Here is a 17,166-nt window from a genome sequence, read left to right as displayed (position 1 = left end):
GTGCGAACCGGTTGTCCTCAGTGAGGGCGCCCCACACGTCGTGCCCACATCGTCGGATCGGCCCCGACACGGCTGTGCGACGATGCGTGCATGACGCAGGGAACCGGGGCCGAGGTCCATCCGCTCGACCAGCACCGTGACCCGTCCGAGGCGGCCTTCGTCCGAGCCGTGGCCGCTGAGGTGGCGGCCCGCCACGGCGGCGACCTCACCCGGATGCGTCGAGCGAACGGGTACTCGAACGCCACGTGGGTCGGTGACGGCCTCGCCGTGCGGATCGCGCAGACGCTCGTCGGCATGGCCCGCGAGGCCGCGCTCGTGCGTGCCCTGCCGCGAGAGGTCGGGCATCCGGAGATCCTCGGGGAGGGCACGACCGAGGGCCACGGATGGATCGTGACCAGAGAGGTCCACGGCCGGAACCTGGGCGAGGCATGGCCGACGCTCACCGCGGCGCAGCGACGACAGGCGGTCTGCGAGCTGTGGGCCCGGGCACAGGTCATGCACGACGCGACCCCGTCTCTTCGCACGCACGTCCCGTCGCACGGCGGTTTCATCCCGGCTACCACCGACGATGCCATGGCGGCGGCCGGGCGCGCCGAGGCCGCGCTCGGACTGCCCGCCGACCAGCGGTCGCGGCTCCGAAGCGTCATCGCGGGCTATTTCCAGGCCGCTCCCCTGGTCGAGCAGACCGTCGACCACGGCGATCTCGCGCTCATGAACGCCCTGTGAGACGGCGAGGTCGTCGCCCTGCTGGACGTCGAGTACGCCGTGCTCGGCCCGGTCGAGATCGACCTGTGCCGCCTGGTCTGCGAGGCCCGCGTCACGGAGGATGGTCGGCGCGTCGACTCCGAGGCCGGCGCCGCGGCCGTCCAGATCGCTGCTCGCGAGATGGATCGTCTGCACGGTCCTGCGCTGATCCACGGGGCGGCGGTGCTCGACCAGCTGCGCGACCTCGGCATCTGGCTCTCCCATGACAGCGCCGAGGAACGTGTCGAAAACTGGCGGCCCTCGCGCCTGCTCCTCGACCTGCTCGACGCCGACGGCGGCTATCTGGCGCCCCTGCTCGGCTAGTCCGCCCGAAGCCGCTGCCGACTCGGCGCCGCGAGCGCTCAGCCCCGCATCATGCGCGCGAGCTCGGCGGCCACCTGGCCGGGGTCGGCAGTGGCCGTCGGCCCGAGAGTGAGCACGTAACGGCTGAAGATCGTGCCGACGATCGCGACGGCGGCGCGACGGGCGCGTTCGGGCCCGAGGTGCTGGACGAGCGGCTCGAAGACCGCTCGTTCGAGATAGGTCCCGAGCAGAGGGGCCGGGCCCGTTCCGGCGACGAGCGTGCGGGCGAGCGCCACGAGGCGCCGGCCGACGACGGGGTCCTCCCACATCCGGACCAGCCCCTGCGCGAGTCGATCGACGTCGATCGAGCCGCCCTCACCCGTCGCCCACTGCATCACCCGCTTCGGCGTGACGGTGAGCGCGAGCGCCTCGGCCACCAGAGCGTCGACCGACCCGAAGTGATAATTGACCAAGGAGTGGCTCACGCCGGCCCGCAGCGCGATCGCGCGACTGGTCAGGGCGCTCGGATCATCCGACAGAAGCTGCAGCTCCGCGGCCTCGAGAAGGCGCTCGCGCGCCTCCGAGCCGCCCGCAGGGCGACCGGCCCTTTTCTTGACCACGCTGGCATCCTGTCACGGCGCGCACCAGGATCGCAGCATGCGAAGCACCGGAACGGACGAGCGGACGACCTCCCACGCGACGGCGGACTGCCTCGTCGTCGGCGGCGGCCCGGCCGGCCTCCTGCTCGGCTACCTGCTGGCACGAGGCGGCGTGCGCGTCGTCGTCGCCGAGAAGCACGCCGACTTCCTCCGGGACTTCCGCGGCGACACGATCCATCCCTCCACGCAGGAGCTCCTCCTCCAGCTCGGCCTGCTCGAGGAGTTCCTCGAGCTCCCCCACACCGATCTGGACCGCGTCTCCTTCGGCTGGCGCGGCGTCCGGGAGGTCACGCTCGCCGACCTCTCCCACCTGCCCACCGCACGCCGAGCCGTCACCTTCATGCCCCAAGGGGACTTCCTCGACCTCCTCGCCCGCGCCGCGGAGGCGCTGCCCACCTTCGAGCTCCTGCGCGAGACCGCCGTCGACGGGCTGATCCGCGACGGCGGGCGCGTCGTGGGCGCGCACGCGGTCGGTCCGTCGGGGCCGGTCGAGCTGCGCGCGGCGACGGTCGTGGCGGCCGACGGCCGCGACTCGGACGTGCGAGCGGCGGCAGGGCTGCTCCCCCGGCGTCTGGCCACCGCCATGGATGTGCTCTGGTTCCGGATCCCCAAGGCACCGGACGAACGTCGTCCCCTCCTGGAGGCCGGCGCCGGCATGCTCGTGGCGATCGACCGGGGCGACTACTACCAGGTCGCCCATGTCATCCCTGCGGGGAGCTGGGATCCCGAACGCGGCCCCGGCGCACAGGAGAGCCTCCGGGCGATGACGGAGCGGGTGGTCGCGATCGAGCCCGCGTTCTCCGATCGTGTCGACGTGCTGGCCTACGAGGACGTCAAGCTGCTCCGGGTGCGCCTCGAGCGCCTCCGCGACTGGGCCGCCCCGGGGCTCCTGTGCATCGGCGACGCCGCGCACGCCATGTCGCCGGCCGGCAGCATCGGCATCAACCTCGCGATCCAGGACGCGGTCGCGACGGCGAACATCCTGGGACCGGTCCTGCTCGACGGTGCGCCGACGCTCAGCGACCTGCGTCGTGTCCAGCGCCGTCGCGCGCGGCCGACCGCCCTCACCCAGCGTGTCCAGCAGGCGCTCCAGGGGATGCTGCTCGACACCGATCCGGGCCGGCCCCTGCCGCTGCCGGTGCGCATCCTCGACCGGTTCCCGCCGGCCACCCGGCTGGTCGGCCGCTTCATCGGGCTCGGGCTCCGGCCCGAACGCCTCGAGTTCGCGGCCTCCGGCGCCCAGGCGTCGGGCTCGGCGCCCACGTCGGGGTGACAGCAGGATCAGGTGGCGTCATACCGCCTGGACGGCCGACGCGGCACCCTCGTCTACCGCGTCGCGTAGAACGCCACCGCCGACGACGCCGCGACGTTGAGGGAGTCCACGCCGTGCATCATCGGGATGGTCACGCGCCGGTCGAGGAGGCGGTCGGCGCCCGGCGTCATGCCGTGCCCCTCCGTGCCGAAGACCAGCGCGAGGCGCGGATGGTCCTCGGCGACCAGCTCGTCCAGGGTGATCGCCCCCTCCCCGAGCGTCATGCCCGCGACCACGAAGCCGGCCTCCTGGAGCTGCTCGACGCCCGCGGGCCACGCCTCGACGCGGGTCCACGGCACCTGGAACACGGTGCCCATCGACACTCGGATCGACCGGCGGTACAGCGGGTCGGCGCAGCGCGGCGTCACGAGCACCGCGTCCACCCCGAGCGCCGCCGCGCTGCGGAACGCGGCGCCCACGTTCGTGTGGTCGACCAGGTCCTCGAGCACCGCGACGCGCGCACGCCCCGTGGTGCCGTCGGCGCTCGGAGCCTGCGCGGCCGCGAGCACGTCGGCGACGGACAGCAGCGCCGGACGCTGCATCGCCGCGAGCGCCCCGCGGTGCAGGTGAAAGCCGGTGAGCTCCTCGAGCAGCTCCTCGGGGCCCACGAACACGGGCACGTCCTCGAAGCGCTCGAACAGCGGCGCGAACTTCTCGAGCCACTTGTCGGACATGAGGAAGGACCGCGGTGCGCAGCCCGCCTCGACGGCCCGCTCGATGACGTTGTAGCTCTCGGCCATGAACAGGCCGCGCTCGGGCTCCAGCACGGACCGCAGACGCACGTCGGTCATGCGGAGGTAGTCGTCCAGACGCGGATCGGCGACGGACGTGAGGCGTTCGATCACGCGGAGCGCCTGCTCAGGCCAGGGAGACGGCGCGCGCGGTGAAGCGCTCTCCGCGCTGCTCGACCACGAGCGGAAGCCCGAAGGTGCGCGTGAGGTTGCGCGAGGTGAGGGTCTCCTCGATCGGGCCCGCCGCGACCACCGTGCCGCTGCGCAGCAGTAGGGCGTGCGTGTAGCCCGGCGGGATCTCCTCGACGTGGTGGGTGACCAGCACGGTCACGGGCGTCGCGGGGTCCTTGGCGAGCTGCGACAGGGATCGCACGAGCTCCTCGCGGCCGCCCAGGTCGAGCCCGGAGGCGGGCTCGTCGAGCAGCAGCAGCTCGGGGTCGGTCATGAGGGCGCGCGCCGACAGCACGCGCTTGCGCTCCCCCGTCGACAGGGTGCCGAACATGCGGTCGGACAGCTTCTCGACGCCGAAGGCCGCGAGCAGGGTGCGCGCGCGGTCGAGGTCCAGCTCGTCGTAGTGCTCGCGCCAGCGCCCGGTGATGCCGTACCCCGCCGTGACCACGACGTCGAGCGCGGTCTCCTCGACCGGGATCGAGTCGGCGAGCTCCTGGCTGGCGAGGCCGATCAGCGGCCGCAGCTCGAAGATGTCGGTGCGGCCCAGCCGCTCCCCGAGGATGTCGACGGTGCCCGAGGTGGGGTGCAGCCGGGCCGACAGCAGCCGCAGCATCGTGGACTTGCCGGCGCCGTTGGGGCCGAGGACCACCCACCGGTCCCCCTCCGCGACGGAGAAGTCCACGTGGTCCAGCAGGTTGCGTCCGCTGCGGCGGACGACGACATCATGAAGAGCGGCTGCGTCGGGCATGGACCCGACCCTATCGCCCGCCGGCCTCGCCTCGCCCACCCGGCCACCGCGTCCTGGATGTCACAGCCGCCTCGGCTGTCGGGCGCGGCTCCTACACTGGCCCCGTCCGTCGCCGTCCGCCCTCCGGAGGAAACCGTGGCCCTGCCTCCCGTGTCCCTGCATCCGGTCGACGGCGCCGTGTCGCTCGAGCTCCTGCGGGGGCACCTCGACGCCCTCGTCGAGCGGGCGGACGTGCCCGTCGCCTTCGGCCCGGAGGTGCTCGAGGCCGCCGACCGGGCCGCCGCCTCCTGGCGCGAGGACGGCATCGAGCGCGTCGATCGCACCGACGTGGAGTTCGTGACCCTCGATCCCGCCTCCTCGACCGACCTCGACCAGGCGATGCACCTCGAGCGCGGCGGCGACGGGCGCGGCGGGTACACGGTGCTGTACGCGATCGCGGACGTCCCGGCGTTCGTCGCCCTCGACGGTCCGATCGACGCCGAGGCCCGACGCCGCGGACAGACGGTCTACCTGCCCGACCGGCGCATCTCTCTGCACCCCGAGGCGCTCTCGGAGGGCGCGGCCTCGCTCCTGCCCGACCAGGAGGCCCCCGCCTTCGTCTGGCGCTTCACGCTCGATGCGCAGGGCGTCGTCACCTCGACCGCTCTCGAGCGCGCCGTCGTGCGGTCCCGCGCCCAGCTCGCCTACGACGCCGTCCAGAGCGACCTCGACGCCGGGCGCGCTCACCCGATGATGACGCTCCTGATGGAGATCGGGGACCGACGCCGCGCCCTCGAGGCCGAGCGGGGCGGGGCGAGCCTGAACCTGCCCGAGCAGGAGGTGATCGCCGACGGCGGCTCGATCCGACTGCAGTGGCGTGCTCCGCTGCCGATCGAGGACGCCAACGCCCAGCTGTCCCTCATGACGGGCATGGCGGCGGCCCAGGTCATGATCGACGGCGGCGCCGGCATCCTGCGCACCATGCCGCCCGCCGACGACGCCTCGGTGCGCCGGCTGCGCGCCGCCGCCCGCGCCCTCGGCCAGCCGTGGGGCGACGACGTCCCCTACGGGACCTTCCTGCGCACCCTCGACCCGTCCGTGCCCCGCCACCTGGCCCTGCTCAACCAGGCCGCCTCGCTCTTCCGCGGCGCCGGCTACCTCGCGTTCACCGGCCCGGAGGAGCTGCCGGCCGACGAGACCGACCGCGCCCAGGCCGCGATCGGCGCCCCCTACGCGCACACGACCGCGCCCCTGCGCCGCCTCGTCGACCGCTTCGTGCTGCTCACCTGCCATCACCTGCTGGCCGGCACCGCGCTTCCCGCCGGCCTGCGCGCGGCGCTGCCCCTGATCCCCGAGGCCATGAAGGAGACGTCCGGCCGCGCCGGCACGCTCGAGCGCGAGGCCCTCGACCTGGTCGAGGTGCTCGCCCTGGCGCCCCTCGTGGGCCGCGAGCTCACGGGCACGGTGCTCGAGACGCGCGAGGCCACCGAGGACCGCCCCGCCACCTCGCTGCTGCAGTTCGACGAGCCCCCCGTGTCGCGGCTCGCGGAGATCTCCGGCGAGGTGGGCGCCGTCGTGCACGTCCGGCTCGACGGCGTCGACATCGACGCCCGCACCACCCGGTTCTCGGCGACGGGCGCCCCCGCAGCGGGTCGTACCGCGGACGAGACGGCGGACGCGTCGTGACGGGCAGCCCCGCCCGCGACCTGCTGCCCCTCCCGCGCACCGTCGCCCTGGCCCTGTGGAGCGCCGCCTACGCCCGCGGGGACGCGGCGCCCGACGACGCCCGGGACCATGCCCGCGGTCTCGGCCATCGCCACGTCGAGCAGCTGGGCGTGGACCTGTTCGACTGGATGACGCGCATCCGCTCCCTGCCCATCGTGTCCTTGCGCCCGCTGCTGCCGGCGCCGGGGCGGATCGCCGGGCTCGTCGGCCCTCCTGCCGCCAACACCGCGGCCCTCGAGGCCGGGCAGGCGCTCGTCGTGACCGCCGCCGGGTTCTCCGAGCACACGCTCGTGCCGGTCACGGAGGTCATCGGCTCCGCCGGCGCCGAGGGCATCGTCGTGCGCTGGACCGAGTTCGAGGCGCCGCACCGGGGTGTGCCCCCGGCCGGCGGCGCCGCCGGCGCCCGGCCCGCCTTCCTCGCGGCGCTGCGCCGGGCCGCCGACTCGACCGTGCATCTGGACCTCGTGCCCGACGAGCCGATCGCGACGGCCTACCTGCCCGACGACTGGACGGTCACGACCGCGCCGCCGCACCTCGAGGACGCCCAGGCGCACCTGCTGCGTCTCGCGGCACGCACGCTGCTGCTCACGCGTGCCGAGCTCGGCGCGCTCACCGGCCCTCTCGCCGGGACGCGGACGGGCGCCGTCGGGCTCCAGGAGGAGACGGCCCGCATCGCCCTGCTGCGCCAGCTCTGCGATGCCTCCCGCGAGGCCGTGGTCGAGGTCGCCGAGGCCGCGAGCGCGATCTGACCGCACGTCCCGGCCCCCTGGACACGGCGCGGGGCCGGCACGTCGCTCCCACGGCGTGCCGGCCCCGCGCTCCCGGGCCAGGAGGCGTCAGGCGCCCTCGCGCTGCTCCCACTGGCGGATCACGGTCGCGTACACCTCGAGGGTGCGCTCGGCGATCGACTCCCACGAGAAGTGCTCGGCGGCCCGCTCGCGCGAGGCGCGCCCGATCTCGGCGGCGCGCTCGCGGTCGGACACCATGCGGGTCAGCGCGTCGGCCATGTCCGCGATGAAGCGCTCGGGGTCCGTGGGCGTGCCCGTGCCGTCGGTCAGCTGGTCGAAGCGGATCAGGTAGCCGGTCTCGCCGTCGACCACGACCTCGGGGATGCCGCCCGTCGCGGAGGCGACGACGGGGATCCCGCACGCCATCGCCTCGAGGTTCACGATGCCCAGGGGCTCGTAGATGCTCGGGCACACGAAGGTCGTCGCATGGGTGAGGATCTGGGTGAGCTGGTCGCGCGGCAGCATCTCGGAGATCAGGTGCACGCCCTCGCGGGTCTGCTGGAGCTCGGCGACGAGGCCGTCGACCTCGGCTGCGATCTCGGGTGTGTCGGGGGCGCCCGCGCACAGCACCACCTGGACGTCCTCGGGCAGGCGGCGCACGGCGCGCAGGAAGTACGGCAGGCCCTTCTGCCGGGTGATGCGGCCGACGAAGACGATGGTCGGGGCGTCCGGGTCGATGCCGAAGCGCTCGAGGGTGTCGGTCGCCTCGTTGGGCTGCCACGCGCTCACGTCGATGCCGTTGTGGACCACGTGGACCTTCTCCGGGTCCACGGCCGGGTAGGCGCGCAGAATGTCGTCGCGCATGCCGGCGGACACCGCGATGATGCCGGCGGCGCCCTCGTACGCCGTCTTCTCGGCGAAGGAGCTGAGGCGGTAGCCGCCGCCGAGCTGCTCGGCCTTCCACGGCCGCAGCGGCTCGAGCGAATGCGCCGAGAGCACGTGCGGGACGCCGTGCAGGAGCGAGGCCGTGTGCCCCGCGAAGTTCGCGTACCAGGTGTGGGAGTGCAGCAGGTCCGCTCCCCCGCAGTCCGCGGCGATCTCGAGGTCGGTGCCCAGGTTCTGCAGCGCGGCGTTGGCCTCGCCGAGCTCGGCGGGCGTCGCGTACGCGGTGACGTCGGCCTCGTCGCGCGGGTCGCCGAAGCAGCGCACCTGCACCTCGATGTGCTCGCGCAGCACGCGGGTCAGCTCGGCGACGTGCACGCCGGCGCCTCCGTAGACCGCGGGCGGGTACTCCTTGGTGAGCAGGTCGACGCGCATGGGTGTCCTTCCGGTCGGGTTCCGTCCCCACGGACGGACAGTGATGTGATCTGCCTTACGGAACCATTATCCTCCTGGGTATGCCCACCAAGAAGGTTCTCGCCATCGTCCTCGCCGGCGGTGAAGGAAAGCGGCTGATGCCGCTCACGCATGATCGCGCCAAGCCCGCGGTCCCGTTCGGCGGCATCTACCGTCTCATCGACTTCGCGCTGTCCAACATCGTGAACTCGGGATATCTCCGCATCGTCGTCCTCACCCAGTACAAGTCCCACTCGCTGGACAAGCACATCGCCCAGACCTGGCGCATGAGCTCCCTGCTCGGCAACTACGTCGCGCCCGTGCCGGCCCAGCAGCGCATGGGCAAGCACTGGTACCTCGGGAGCGCCGACGCGATCTACCAGTCCCTCAACCTGGTCGGCGAGGAGAAGCCCGACTACGTCGTCGTGGTCGGTGCCGATCACGTCTACCGCATGGACTTCTCCCAGATGCTCGACGACCACATCGCCTCGGGGAACGCGTGCACCGTCGCCGCGATCCGCCAGCCGATCGACCAGTCCGACCAGTTCGGCGTCATCGAGACCACCCCCGAGGACCCCACCCGCCTCAAGGCCTTCGTCGAGAAGCCCACCGACACGCCCGGACTGCCGGACGCCCCCGACCAGATCCTCGCCTCGATGGGCAACTACGTCTTCACCGCCGACGCCCTCGTCGACGCCGTCACCGCCGACGCCGACAACCCCGACTCGGCCCACGACATGGGCGGGGACATCGTGCCCTACTTCGTCGGCCAGGGCAGCGCGGGCGTGTACGACTTCATCCGCAACGACGTGCCGGGCTCGACCGACCGCGACCGCGACTACTGGCGGGACGTCGGCACGCTCGACTCGTTCTACGACGCGCACATGGACCTCATCTCGATCCATCCCGTCTTCAACCTGTACAACGACCAGTGGCCGGTGTTCGCGGGCACGCGCAACGTGCCGCCGGCCAAGTTCGTGCATGCGGGGCCGGGGCGCGTCGGCACGGCCGTCGACTCGATCGTCTCGCCGGGGGTCGTGGTCTCGGGGGCGCAGGTCTCCAACTCGGTGCTGTCGCCGGGCGTGAACCTGCACTCGTGGGCCTCGGTGTCCGACTCCGTGCTCATGGACGGCGTCGAGGTCGGACGCCACTGCCAGATCCACCGGGCCATCATCGACAAGGGCGTCGTGGTCCCGCCGCGCACCCAGATCGGCCTCGACGCCGAGCAGGATCGCGCCCGGGGCTTCACGGTCACCGAGTCCGGCATCACGGTGGTCGGCAAGGGCACCGTCATCGACCCCGCGTGAGCGCGGCCGATCGTCGTCCCGCCGGGATCCTCGTCTCCGACGTCGACTCGACCTTCTTGACCCAAGAGGTGATCGAGCTCGTCGCGGAGCACGCGGGCACCCGTGAGCAGGTCGAGCAGGTCACCGCGCGTGCCATGCGCGGCGAGCTCGACTTCGCGGCCTCGCTCCGCGAGCGGGTCGCGACGCTCGCGGGGCTGCCCGAGGGCGTCCTGGCCGCGGTCCGCGAGGCCCTCGTGCCCACGCCGGGCGCGCTCGACCTGTTCGCGCGCGCCCGTGCCGAGGGCTGGGTCACGGCGCTCGTCTCGGGCGGCTTCCACGAGATCATCGATCCGCTCGCCGCCGAGACGGGCGTGCACCACGTGCTCGCCAACCGTTTCGAGGTGCGCGACGGGGCGCTCACCGGACGCGTCGCCGGCCCCATCGTGGACCGCGCCGCCAAGGCCCGCACCCTGCGGGAGCTCGCCGAGCGCTACGAGGTCCCGTTCGAGCGCACCGTCGCGCTCGGGGACGGCGCCAACGACATCGACCTGCTCACCCTCGCCGGGACGGGCATCGCGTTCAGGGCCAAGCCGGCGTTGCGCGCGGTGGCCGACGTGCAGCTCGAGGGGCCGAGCCTGCTCGAGGCGTGGCCCTGGATGGAGCGTGCGGCCGCCGCCTGAGCGGTGCCGATGACGCGGGGCATGCACCTGCGCGCCCGGGCGGCGGAGCGGACGGCTCCGCCGCCCGGGCGCGTTGGTGTGCTCAGCCGCGGACGACCGTCAGCAGCGCGAGGGCGTCCTCGCCCAACGCGCTCCACGAGTCGAGCGGCCCGGACAGGACGCACATCGAGCCCGTGGGCAGGCCGATGCGCGCCTGTGCGGCGGCGCCCGGGTCGGAGTCGCCGTCGGCGAGCAGATGCCCGAGCACGGACATGGTCGGCTCGTGGCCGACGACCATCACCACCCGGTCGTCGTCGACGCCGCGCAGCAGGTCGACCACCTCGGGCGGCCCGCCATGGTAGAGCTCGTCGGCGAACGTCACCTCGCCGTCGAAGCCCGGCATCGCGGCGGCGACGCTCTGCCACGTCTCCCGGGTGCGGGCAGCCGAGGAGACGAACACGCGGGACGGGCGCACCCCCTGGGACTCGAGGTAGTCGCCAATGAGTCGTGCCTGCTGGTGGCCGCGTGCGGTCAGATCCCTGTCGAAGTCCTGCTCGCCCGCGCTCTCGGCCTTGCCGTGGCGCATGAGGAGCAGGATGCGACTGTCGGGGTCGGATGAAGTCATGGGGTCAGTGTCCCATGCCCAGGCCGCCGTCCACGGGGATCACGGCCCCCGAGATGTACGCCGCATCGTCGCTCGCGAGGAACGCCACGACGCGCGCCACCTCCGACGGGTCGGCGAACCGGCCCGCCGGGATCGCGCTGCGGTACTGCTTCTGCAGATCCTCGGGCAGGGCCGCCGTCATGTCCGTGTCGATGTAGCCGGGAGCGACCACGTTGGCCGTGATCCCGCGGCTGCCGAGCTCGCGCGTGACCGAGCGGGCGATGCCGACGAGGCCCGACTTCGAGGCGGCGTAGTTGACCTGCCCGGGCGAGCCGTACAGGCCCACGACCGAGCTGATGAGCACGATGCGGCCCTTCTTCTTGCGCATCATGCCCTTGATGGCGCGCCGGATGGTGCGGAACGAGCCGGTGAGGTTGGTGTCCACGACGGTCTCGAAGGACTCGTCGCTCATGCGCAGCAGCAGCTGGTCGTCGGTGACCCCCGCGTTGGCCACGAGCACCTCGACAGGCCCGTGCTCCTTCTCGACCTCGGCGAAGGCGGCGTCGAGGGAGGCGGGGTCCGTGATGTCGGCCGCGACCGTGAGGGCGCCCTCGGGACCGCCCGAGCCCGAGCGGCTGGTGACGGCGACCTTGTCGCCGCGCGCGACGAACTCCTCGGCGATGGCGCGGCCGATGCCGCGGTTGCCGCCGGTGATGAGCACGCTGCGCGGCTCGGAGGAGGGGACGTTCATGCGGGTGCTCCTAGACGTGTGTGCGACGTGTGTGCAGGTCGGGCGCGTTGCCGCCGTGGAAGCGATCGGTCACGCGCGCGCGGTGTGTTCTACGATACGGCCCGGGACACTCTTCGCCGCCCAGGCGTCCCTCCGTCGCGCTGCGCCGGTCGGCGCCGACGGCTCACGACCACGGGTGCAGGTGCCCGAGCACGGGTCGGGACGAAGATCGACACGACACCAGGGAAGATCGAACACATGGCCTACCGCTTCAACCCGCCCCCCAACTGGCCCGTCAACGAACCCGGCTGGACGCCCCCGCCCGGCTGGCAGCCGGACCCCTCCTGGGGCCCGGCCCCGGACGGCTGGAACTTCTGGGTCTCCGAGGCCGACGCCCCGGCGACGGCTCCCGAGGGCGCCCCCGCGCCCGAGCAGCCGGCCGGCACCGAGCAGAGCGCCCCGGCGCCCCTCGCCGAGGACTCGACCGACCAGGTCGAGCGACCCGTGACCGAGGAGGAGGCCCTTGCGCCCGCCCCGCAGGAGCCGGCCGCCGACCTCGACGCCGAGCCGGCCGCTCCCGCCGCCGAGCAGCCCGCTCACGCCGACGCCTTCGATCCCGACGCCACGCGGCAGTCCGCCGCGACCGACCCCTTCCCCGCGGCGGCCGCCCCCGAGCCACCGGCGAGCGGCGACGCGGCGTCCGCGCCCGGTGCGGGCGGCGACGGCTCGCAGGCCCCCGCCTACGGCTCCCCGGCCCTGGCCTACGGGTCCCCCGCTCCCGCACCCGCGTACGGGCAGCCGTCCCCGGCCCCCGCCTACGGCCAGCCGTCCCCCGCGCCCGCCTATGGACAGGGCGCCCCGTACGGTCAGTCCTCGCCCGAGCCGGGCGGCTACGGCCCGTCCTCGCCGGCCCCCGGCTACGCCGCGTCCGGCCCCGACACGGCCGCCTCGGCCTCGGACTCCGCGCCGCAGTGGCAGGGCTCCCCGAGCGGCCCCGGCGGCCCCGAGAAGCCCGGCAAGAGCTTCCTCGCCCGCTTCTGGTGGATCGGCTGCATCATCCTGCTCGTGCTGGCCCTCATCATCGGCCTGATCGGCTTCCTCGCGATCCACGCGATCAACAGCGGCGGCGACGACCCGACCACCACGAGCGCGACGGCCACGACCGAGGCCCCGACGAGCGACACGCCGACGGAGACGGCCACCGAGACGACGACCGACGACGCCACCACGGACTCGGCCGACGCCGTCGTGACCCCGTCCGTGCTACCGAGCGTCGACCCGTCCGCCCCCGAGATGGCGATCACCTCGGACGACGGCAAGGGCGCGATGAAGGTGTCCCTGGCGTGGCAGGGCGCCGACCAGCTCGAGGGCGAGTACGGCCCGATCGACGCCCCGCAGAACGGCCAGTACCTGGTCGCGACGATCTGGGCCCGCGCGGACGAGGGCACGATCGACCTCAACCCGTTCCAGTTCACCGTCGTGACGCCGTACGGCGGCTCGATCGACCCGGCCACCGCGTCGTTCTCGCTCAAGGACGCCGGGCTCGACTTCGATGCGCCCGACTCGATCTCGGCGGGCCAGGAGTACTCGATCCGCGTGGTCTACGACATCCAGCGCAACGGCGGTCTGAAGTTCCAGTACGCCCCGTACAGCGGCGATCCCGCCACCTGGGACGTCCCCGCGTGACCAAGACGTTCAACCCGCCTCCCCACTGGCCGGAGCCTCCCCGTGAGGGATGGGCCCCGCCGGCGGGGTGGACGCCGGACCGCTCCTGGGGGGCGGTTCCGGCGGGGTGGCGTCTGTGGGCCGACGAGGCCCGGACCCGTGCGGACGCCGCCCCGCTCGCGGAGTCGGAGGACATCCCCGCAAGCGGGGCGCGCGTGCGCCCCCGCATCGAGCAGTACCCCGTGACCGTCGTGAACCCCGGCATGTGGTCGGACAACCAGCTCGAGGACGAGGACTACGGCTTCCCGCCCGCCGTGGACCGCCCGGCGCGGCCGCGTCTGCGCGTGGCCGTCACGATCGTGGTGACCGTGCTCGGTCTGCTGGTGGCCGTGGCCACCGCCCTGCTGTTCGTGCGGCTCGTGCACCTGGCCCACGAGGACCTCCCCGCGCAGTCGCTCGCGCCCGCCTCGGCCGTGTCCGGTCCGCCCGGCACCACCACGGAGGGCGCGGCGGTGTCGGCAGCGCCCGCGTGATTCCCGAGCTCGGTCCCGGCTCCGCCGGCCCCCCGCGGCCGTCCTCGGACCCCGTCCCCTTCGCCCGCAGCGAGGACGTGGCGCATCGGCGCCGGGTCTACACCATCCAGATGTCCATCCGCATGGTGTGCTTCCTGTCCATCCCCTTCCTGCCCGGCTGGTGGAAGATGGTCGCCCTGGTCGGAGCCGTCCTGCTGCCCTACATCGCGGTGCTCATGGCCAACGACGCGACGATCGCCACGAGCACCGAGGAGCCCGTCACGCCGGCCTCCCACGACCGGCTGCTGACCGCCGGCGACGACGAGGCGCCCCGCCCGGGACGGGCGATCGTGGTCGACGAGGACGGCACCGTGCACTTCCTGGACGAGCAGGACGAGGACGCAGATGGTAGGACGGGCGACGTGGACGATGAGCACCCCGGGCCCGACGAGGACGGACGATGAGCGCGAGCCGCGCCCCGTGGCGGGTCCTCCTGGACCGGCAGTGGCTGCTCGCGGCGCTCGGCGTGGTCGTCGCGATCATCGCGTGCGTGCTGCTGGGCCTGTGGCAGTTCGGCCGCTACGAGACGAAGTCGGCGCGCGCCGACCTGATCGCCGCGAACTACGACGCCGAGCCCGCCGCCCTGGATCAGCTGCTCGCCTCCCCCTCCTCCGCGCTCCCGGCCGATGAGCAGTGGCGCACCGCGGAGCTCACGGGCCGGTACTGCACCGACCCGGCATGCGTGCTGTACGTGCGCAACCGCCCCTACAACGGGCAGACCGGCTTCTTCCAGCTCGTGCCCTTCCGGACCGACGAGGGGACCCTGCTCGTGGTCCGCGGCTGGGTGCCGACCGAGGAGACGCAGAGCCTGCCCCTCGATCCGCCGCCCGCGCCGACCGGCGACGAGCGGATCGTGGTCAGGATGCGGCCCGCCGAGCCCGTGCTCGCCGACCGCACGAACCCCGCCGGGCAGATCCAGTCGGTCTCGCCCGAGCTGGCCGCGGAGCAGGTGCCCGGCCTGACCGGGCTCTACACGGGCGCCTACGGCGAGCTCGTGAGCGAGCACCCCTCGGCCCCGGTGCCCACCCACCCCGAGAAGCCCGACACCTCGCTCGGCCCGCACCTGTCCTATGCCGTGCAGTGGTGGCTGTTCGCGCTGTTCTTCCCGGTCGCGCTCGTGATCCGCGCCCGCCGCGCCGTGCTCGAGGCGCGCGAGGACGAGTCCGGGACCGAGACCGGCAGCCGCGAGGACGGACCGTCCGCGGACGTCGTCACGGCCCTGCCCCGCGCCGCGCGCTCGTCGCGCGCTGCGCGCCCCGTTCCCACCGCGGTGCGCACGGCGCCGCGCCGACGCTCCCAGGACGAGGAGGACGAGGATGCCCTCCTCGACGACCGCACCCGCTGACCGCCCGGGCCGTTTCCTGCCTGGCCCCCGCCCGCGGATCATCGCGCACCGGGGCCTCGCGCTCGACGGCGCCGAGAACACGATGCGCGCCTTCCAGGCGGCGCTCGACGCGGGCGCCGACATGCTCGAGACCGACACCCACGCGACCGCCGACGCCGTCGCGCTCGCGGTCCACGATCCCGACCTGCGGCGCCTGACGGGCGATGCGCGGCGCGTGGGCGATCTCCGCGCGGCCGAGGCGACCGGCCTCCGGGTGGCCGGCCTGGCGCCCCTCTGCCGCCTCGAGGACGTGCTCGGCGGCTTCGACGTGCCCGTCAACATCGACGTCAAGACCCGCGCGGCCGTCGTCCCCGCCGCGGAGGCGATCGCCCGCACGGGCAGCGCGGACCGGGTGTGCGTCACGAGCTTCGACGGGCGCACGGCCGCCGCCGCGGTCCGCGCGGTGCGGCGCCTGACGGGCGTCACGCCGATGCGCAGCCCCTCCGTGGGCACGATCGCCGCGTTCCTGGGACTGCTCGCCACGGGCGCGCCCCAGCGGTCGGTCACGGCGCTCCTGCGCCCGTACGGTGCGCTCCAGGTGCCGAGGCGCCACCGCGGATACCCGATCGTGAGCCCGCGCTCGATCGCGCTCGCCCACCGCGCCGGGTGCGAGGTCCACGTGTGGACGATCGACGACGAGCAGGCCATGGGCGAGCTGGTGGAGCTGGGGGTGGATGGTATCGTGACCAATCGGTCCGATCTCCTCGCGCGCCTGCTCGGCCGCTGAGGGCCCGCGCCACGCGCCCCGGCCGCGGGGAACAATCCTCCCCGCCGCGGGGTTGCAGATACCGGACCACCATCGACATCGTCAGGAAGGCCGATCGCCGCATGAACAGTCGCAGCCTGCGAGGCACGCGCCTCGGATCGCTCAGCATGGAGACCGACGAGGGAGTCCTCGCCGCCCCGCGTCAGGAGGCGGTCTACGACTGCCCCAACAACCACACGATCGTGCTGCCGTTCTCCGTCGAGGCCGACGTCCCCGCCACGTGGGAGTGCCGTTGCGGCGCGACCGCGGTGCTGCGGGATCACGAGAAGCCCGAGGAGAAGCCCGGCAAGCCTCAGCGCACGCACTGGGACATGCTGCTCGAGCGCCGCAGCGAGGAGGACCTGCAGGTCCTCCTCGACCAGCGCCTCGAGCTGCTGCGCGCGGGTCGTCTGCACTCCAGCCGCACCCTCTGACGCCTTCCCGGCCACGCCGGGAGAACACGACGCCCGGTCCCTCGCGAGAGGGACCGGGCGTCGTCGTCCGTGCGGGCGGCCCGGTGCCGCCGGGCCGGCCCTGCGGCGGTCAGTCCTGGGTGATGACCGGCGGCTCGTCGGGCGAGCTGCCGGGGCGTGCCCGGTCGGTGCGCTCGGCCTCGACCACGATCTCGCCGTCGATCACGCCGCCGCGGGAGTTGCGGTACAGGACCCGCCGGGCTCCGGGAGGCGACGAGAGCCCGACTGTGCGCGCGACGCGCTTCTGCACGGGCGTGACCAGCAGGACGAGGCCGATGAGGTCCGTCAGCAGGCCCGGGAAGAAGAAGCACAGCGCCGCGAGCAGGGTGAAGGCGGGACGGCTCATGTGGTCCTTGACGTCACCGCGGCCGCGGACCGCGCGGATCAGCGAGCGGAGCCGTACGAAGGACTGCTGCCCCGCGGCGACCAGGAGCGCCAGGCCCACGATCCAGCCGACGAGGATGACCCCGAGGACCCACCACAGCGACGTGTAGGAGCCCAGGAGGGCGAGGCCCACGAGCTCGACGATCCCGACCAGGATGATGCCGAGCGGCACCAGGGTCGCGCCGCGTGCCTCGCGCGTGTCGTCGTCGCTCCTGCTCATGGCTCCCTC

At 73.6% G+C, this 17,166-nt stretch carries 20 protein-coding genes; 13 read left to right on the top strand and 7 right to left on the bottom strand.

Annotation, left to right across the window (positions count from 1 at the left end):
• The first annotated feature begins 90 nt into the window (after positions 1 to 90).
• Together BRM3_RS12095 and BRM3_RS12090 are read left to right on the top strand one after the other, a co-directional pair.
• Entirely contained in the window at positions 91 to 726 is a 636-nt protein-coding gene (locus tag BRM3_RS12095) for a phosphotransferase family protein (protein ID WP_263593555.1), read from the top strand.
• Positions 727 to 765: 39 nt separating this feature from the next.
• On the top strand, positions 766 to 1,068 hold the full coding sequence (locus tag BRM3_RS12090) for a hypothetical protein (protein WP_263593554.1): 303 nt from the start codon (positions 766 to 768) through the stop codon (positions 1,066 to 1,068).
• A gap of 38 nt (positions 1,069 to 1,106) precedes the next feature.
• Here BRM3_RS12090 and BRM3_RS12085 read toward each other — a convergent pair whose 3' ends face one another.
• Positions 1,107 to 1,667 carry a TetR/AcrR family transcriptional regulator gene (locus BRM3_RS12085; protein ID WP_263593553.1) on the bottom strand — a complete coding sequence of 187 codons (561 nt, stop codon included), beginning with the start codon at positions 1,665 to 1,667 and terminating at the stop codon, positions 1,107 to 1,109.
• 37 nt (positions 1,668 to 1,704) lie between these two features.
• On the opposite strand from BRM3_RS12085, the gene BRM3_RS12080 reads away from it, so the two are divergent.
• Positions 1,705 to 2,979: an FAD-dependent monooxygenase gene (locus BRM3_RS12080; RefSeq protein WP_263593552.1), complete on the top strand. Its 1,275-nt coding sequence runs from the start codon at positions 1,705 to 1,707 to the stop codon at positions 2,977 to 2,979.
• A gap of 53 nt (positions 2,980 to 3,032) precedes the next feature.
• Here the strand turns inward: BRM3_RS12080 and BRM3_RS12075 are convergent, their stop codons facing one another.
• The gene (locus tag BRM3_RS12075; protein WP_263593551.1) at positions 3,033 to 3,863 is read right to left on the bottom strand and encodes a TrmH family RNA methyltransferase; all 831 of its coding nucleotides are present in this window, start codon (positions 3,861 to 3,863) and stop codon (positions 3,033 to 3,035) included.
• Between the two features lie 13 nt (positions 3,864 to 3,876).
• Positions 3,877 to 4,668, bottom strand: a complete 792-nt coding sequence (locus BRM3_RS12070; RefSeq protein WP_263593550.1) for an ABC transporter ATP-binding protein — start codon at positions 4,666 to 4,668, stop codon at positions 3,877 to 3,879.
• A 135-nt stretch (positions 4,669 to 4,803) separates the two neighbouring features.
• Here BRM3_RS12070 and BRM3_RS12065 point away from each other — a divergent pair, with 135 nt between their 5' ends.
• Positions 4,804 to 6,333: a ribonuclease catalytic domain-containing protein gene (locus BRM3_RS12065; RefSeq protein ID WP_263593549.1), complete on the top strand. Its 1,530-nt coding sequence runs from the start codon at positions 4,804 to 4,806 to the stop codon at positions 6,331 to 6,333.
• Positions 6,330 to 7,121: a hypothetical protein gene (locus tag BRM3_RS12060; protein WP_263593548.1), complete on the top strand. Its 792-nt coding sequence runs from the start codon at positions 6,330 to 6,332 to the stop codon at positions 7,119 to 7,121. Before BRM3_RS12065 ends, BRM3_RS12060 begins: the two co-directional genes overlap by 4 nt.
• 87 nt (positions 7,122 to 7,208) lie before the next feature.
• Here the strand turns inward: BRM3_RS12060 and glgA are convergent, their stop codons facing one another.
• On the bottom strand, positions 7,209 to 8,417 hold the full coding sequence (gene glgA, locus BRM3_RS12055; protein WP_263593547.1) for a glycogen synthase: 1,209 nt from the start codon (positions 8,415 to 8,417) through the stop codon (positions 7,209 to 7,211).
• An 80-nt stretch (positions 8,418 to 8,497) separates the two neighbouring features.
• Here glgA and glgC point away from each other — a divergent pair, with 80 nt between their 5' ends.
• Together glgC and serB are read left to right on the top strand one after the other, a co-directional pair.
• The gene (glgC, locus tag BRM3_RS12050) at positions 8,498 to 9,742 is read left to right on the top strand and encodes a glucose-1-phosphate adenylyltransferase (protein WP_263593546.1); all 1,245 of its coding nucleotides are present in this window, start codon (positions 8,498 to 8,500) and stop codon (positions 9,740 to 9,742) included.
• Positions 9,739 to 10,401, top strand: a complete 663-nt coding sequence (gene serB, locus BRM3_RS12045; protein WP_263593545.1) for a phosphoserine phosphatase SerB — start codon at positions 9,739 to 9,741, stop codon at positions 10,399 to 10,401. The genes glgC and serB overlap by 4 nt, the downstream gene beginning before the upstream one ends.
• Before the next feature lie 82 nt (positions 10,402 to 10,483).
• Here the strand turns inward: serB and BRM3_RS12040 are convergent, their stop codons facing one another.
• Positions 10,484 to 11,005, bottom strand: a complete 522-nt coding sequence (locus BRM3_RS12040; RefSeq protein WP_263593544.1) for a SixA phosphatase family protein — start codon at positions 11,003 to 11,005, stop codon at positions 10,484 to 10,486.
• Positions 11,006 to 11,009: 4 nt separating this feature from the next.
• Positions 11,010 to 11,735 carry a beta-ketoacyl-ACP reductase gene (locus tag BRM3_RS12035; RefSeq protein ID WP_263593543.1) on the bottom strand — a complete coding sequence of 242 codons (726 nt, stop codon included), beginning with the start codon at positions 11,733 to 11,735 and terminating at the stop codon, positions 11,010 to 11,012.
• 237 nt (positions 11,736 to 11,972) lie between these two features.
• On the opposite strand from BRM3_RS12035, the gene BRM3_RS12030 reads away from it, so the two are divergent.
• The 6 genes from BRM3_RS12030 to BRM3_RS12005 all read left to right on the top strand — a co-directional run bounded on the left by BRM3_RS12030 (position 11,973) and on the right by BRM3_RS12005 (position 16,514).
• Positions 11,973 to 13,400, top strand: coding sequence for a hypothetical protein (locus tag BRM3_RS12030; RefSeq protein ID WP_263593542.1), 1,428 nt, complete (start codon positions 11,973 to 11,975; stop codon positions 13,398 to 13,400).
• On the top strand, positions 13,397 to 13,912 hold the full coding sequence (locus BRM3_RS12025) for a hypothetical protein (RefSeq protein ID WP_263593541.1): 516 nt from the start codon (positions 13,397 to 13,399) through the stop codon (positions 13,910 to 13,912). Before BRM3_RS12030 ends, BRM3_RS12025 begins: the two co-directional genes overlap by 4 nt.
• A gap of 110 nt (positions 13,913 to 14,022) precedes the next feature.
• Positions 14,023 to 14,355: a DUF3099 domain-containing protein gene (locus BRM3_RS12020; protein ID WP_263593540.1), complete on the top strand. Its 333-nt coding sequence runs from the start codon at positions 14,023 to 14,025 to the stop codon at positions 14,353 to 14,355.
• A complete protein-coding gene (locus tag BRM3_RS12015) occupies positions 14,352 to 15,296 on the top strand; it encodes an SURF1 family cytochrome oxidase biogenesis protein (protein WP_263593539.1) in 945 nt (314 codons plus the stop codon). Before BRM3_RS12020 ends, BRM3_RS12015 begins: the two co-directional genes overlap by 4 nt.
• Positions 15,268 to 16,062, top strand: coding sequence for a glycerophosphodiester phosphodiesterase family protein (locus BRM3_RS12010; protein ID WP_263593538.1), 795 nt, complete (start codon positions 15,268 to 15,270; stop codon positions 16,060 to 16,062). Before BRM3_RS12015 ends, BRM3_RS12010 begins: the two co-directional genes overlap by 29 nt.
• 101 nt (positions 16,063 to 16,163) lie before the next feature.
• Positions 16,164 to 16,514 (top strand): RNA polymerase-binding protein RbpA, encoded by a 351-nt coding sequence (locus tag BRM3_RS12005; RefSeq protein ID WP_263593537.1) that lies wholly within the window; start codon positions 16,164 to 16,166, stop codon positions 16,512 to 16,514.
• A 109-nt stretch (positions 16,515 to 16,623) separates the two neighbouring features.
• Here the strand turns inward: BRM3_RS12005 and BRM3_RS12000 are convergent, their stop codons facing one another.
• Positions 16,624 to 17,157, bottom strand: coding sequence for an FxsA family protein (locus BRM3_RS12000; RefSeq protein ID WP_263593536.1), 534 nt, complete (start codon positions 17,155 to 17,157; stop codon positions 16,624 to 16,626).
• Positions 17,158 to 17,166 lie beyond the last annotated feature (9 nt).

The organism is Brachybacterium huguangmaarense (assembly GCF_025725725.1).
In the GTDB taxonomy this organism is placed as follows: domain Bacteria; phylum Actinomycetota; class Actinomycetes; order Actinomycetales; family Dermabacteraceae; genus Brachybacterium; species Brachybacterium huguangmaarense.
The sequence above is the reverse complement of the archived record's forward strand: the minus strand, read 5'-3'. Positions and strand labels throughout refer to the sequence as shown.

Bases quoted from the DNA above. Each gene is read 5' to 3' on its own strand.
- BRM3_RS12095 (WP_263593555.1), top strand. From the start codon at position 91: ATGACGCAGGGAACCGGGGCCGAGGTCCATCCGCTCGACCAGCACCGT.
- BRM3_RS12080 (WP_263593552.1), top strand. From the start codon at position 1,705: ATGCGAAGCACCGGAACGGACGAGCGGACGACCTCCCACGCGACGGCG.
- BRM3_RS12070 (WP_263593550.1), bottom strand. From the start codon at position 4,668: ATGCCCGACGCAGCCGCTCTTCATGATGTCGTCGTCCGCCGCAGCGGA.
- glgA (WP_263593547.1), bottom strand. From the start codon at position 8,417: ATGCGCGTCGACCTGCTCACCAAGGAGTACCCGCCCGCGGTCTACGGA.
- glgC (WP_263593546.1), top strand. From the start codon at position 8,498: ATGCCCACCAAGAAGGTTCTCGCCATCGTCCTCGCCGGCGGTGAAGGA.
- BRM3_RS12040 (WP_263593544.1), bottom strand. From the start codon at position 11,005: ATGACTTCATCCGACCCCGACAGTCGCATCCTGCTCCTCATGCGCCAC.
- BRM3_RS12035 (WP_263593543.1), bottom strand. From the start codon at position 11,735: ATGAACGTCCCCTCCTCCGAGCCGCGCAGCGTGCTCATCACCGGCGGC.
- BRM3_RS12030 (WP_263593542.1), top strand. From the start codon at position 11,973: ATGGCCTACCGCTTCAACCCGCCCCCCAACTGGCCCGTCAACGAACCC.
- BRM3_RS12020 (WP_263593540.1), top strand. From the start codon at position 14,023: ATGTCCATCCGCATGGTGTGCTTCCTGTCCATCCCCTTCCTGCCCGGC.
- BRM3_RS12015 (WP_263593539.1), top strand. From the start codon at position 14,352: ATGAGCGCGAGCCGCGCCCCGTGGCGGGTCCTCCTGGACCGGCAGTGG.
- BRM3_RS12010 (WP_263593538.1), top strand. From the start codon at position 15,268: ATGCCCTCCTCGACGACCGCACCCGCTGACCGCCCGGGCCGTTTCCTG.
- BRM3_RS12005 (WP_263593537.1), top strand. From the start codon at position 16,164: ATGAACAGTCGCAGCCTGCGAGGCACGCGCCTCGGATCGCTCAGCATG.
- BRM3_RS12000 (WP_263593536.1), bottom strand. From the start codon at position 17,157: ATGAGCAGGAGCGACGACGACACGCGCGAGGCACGCGGCGCGACCCTG.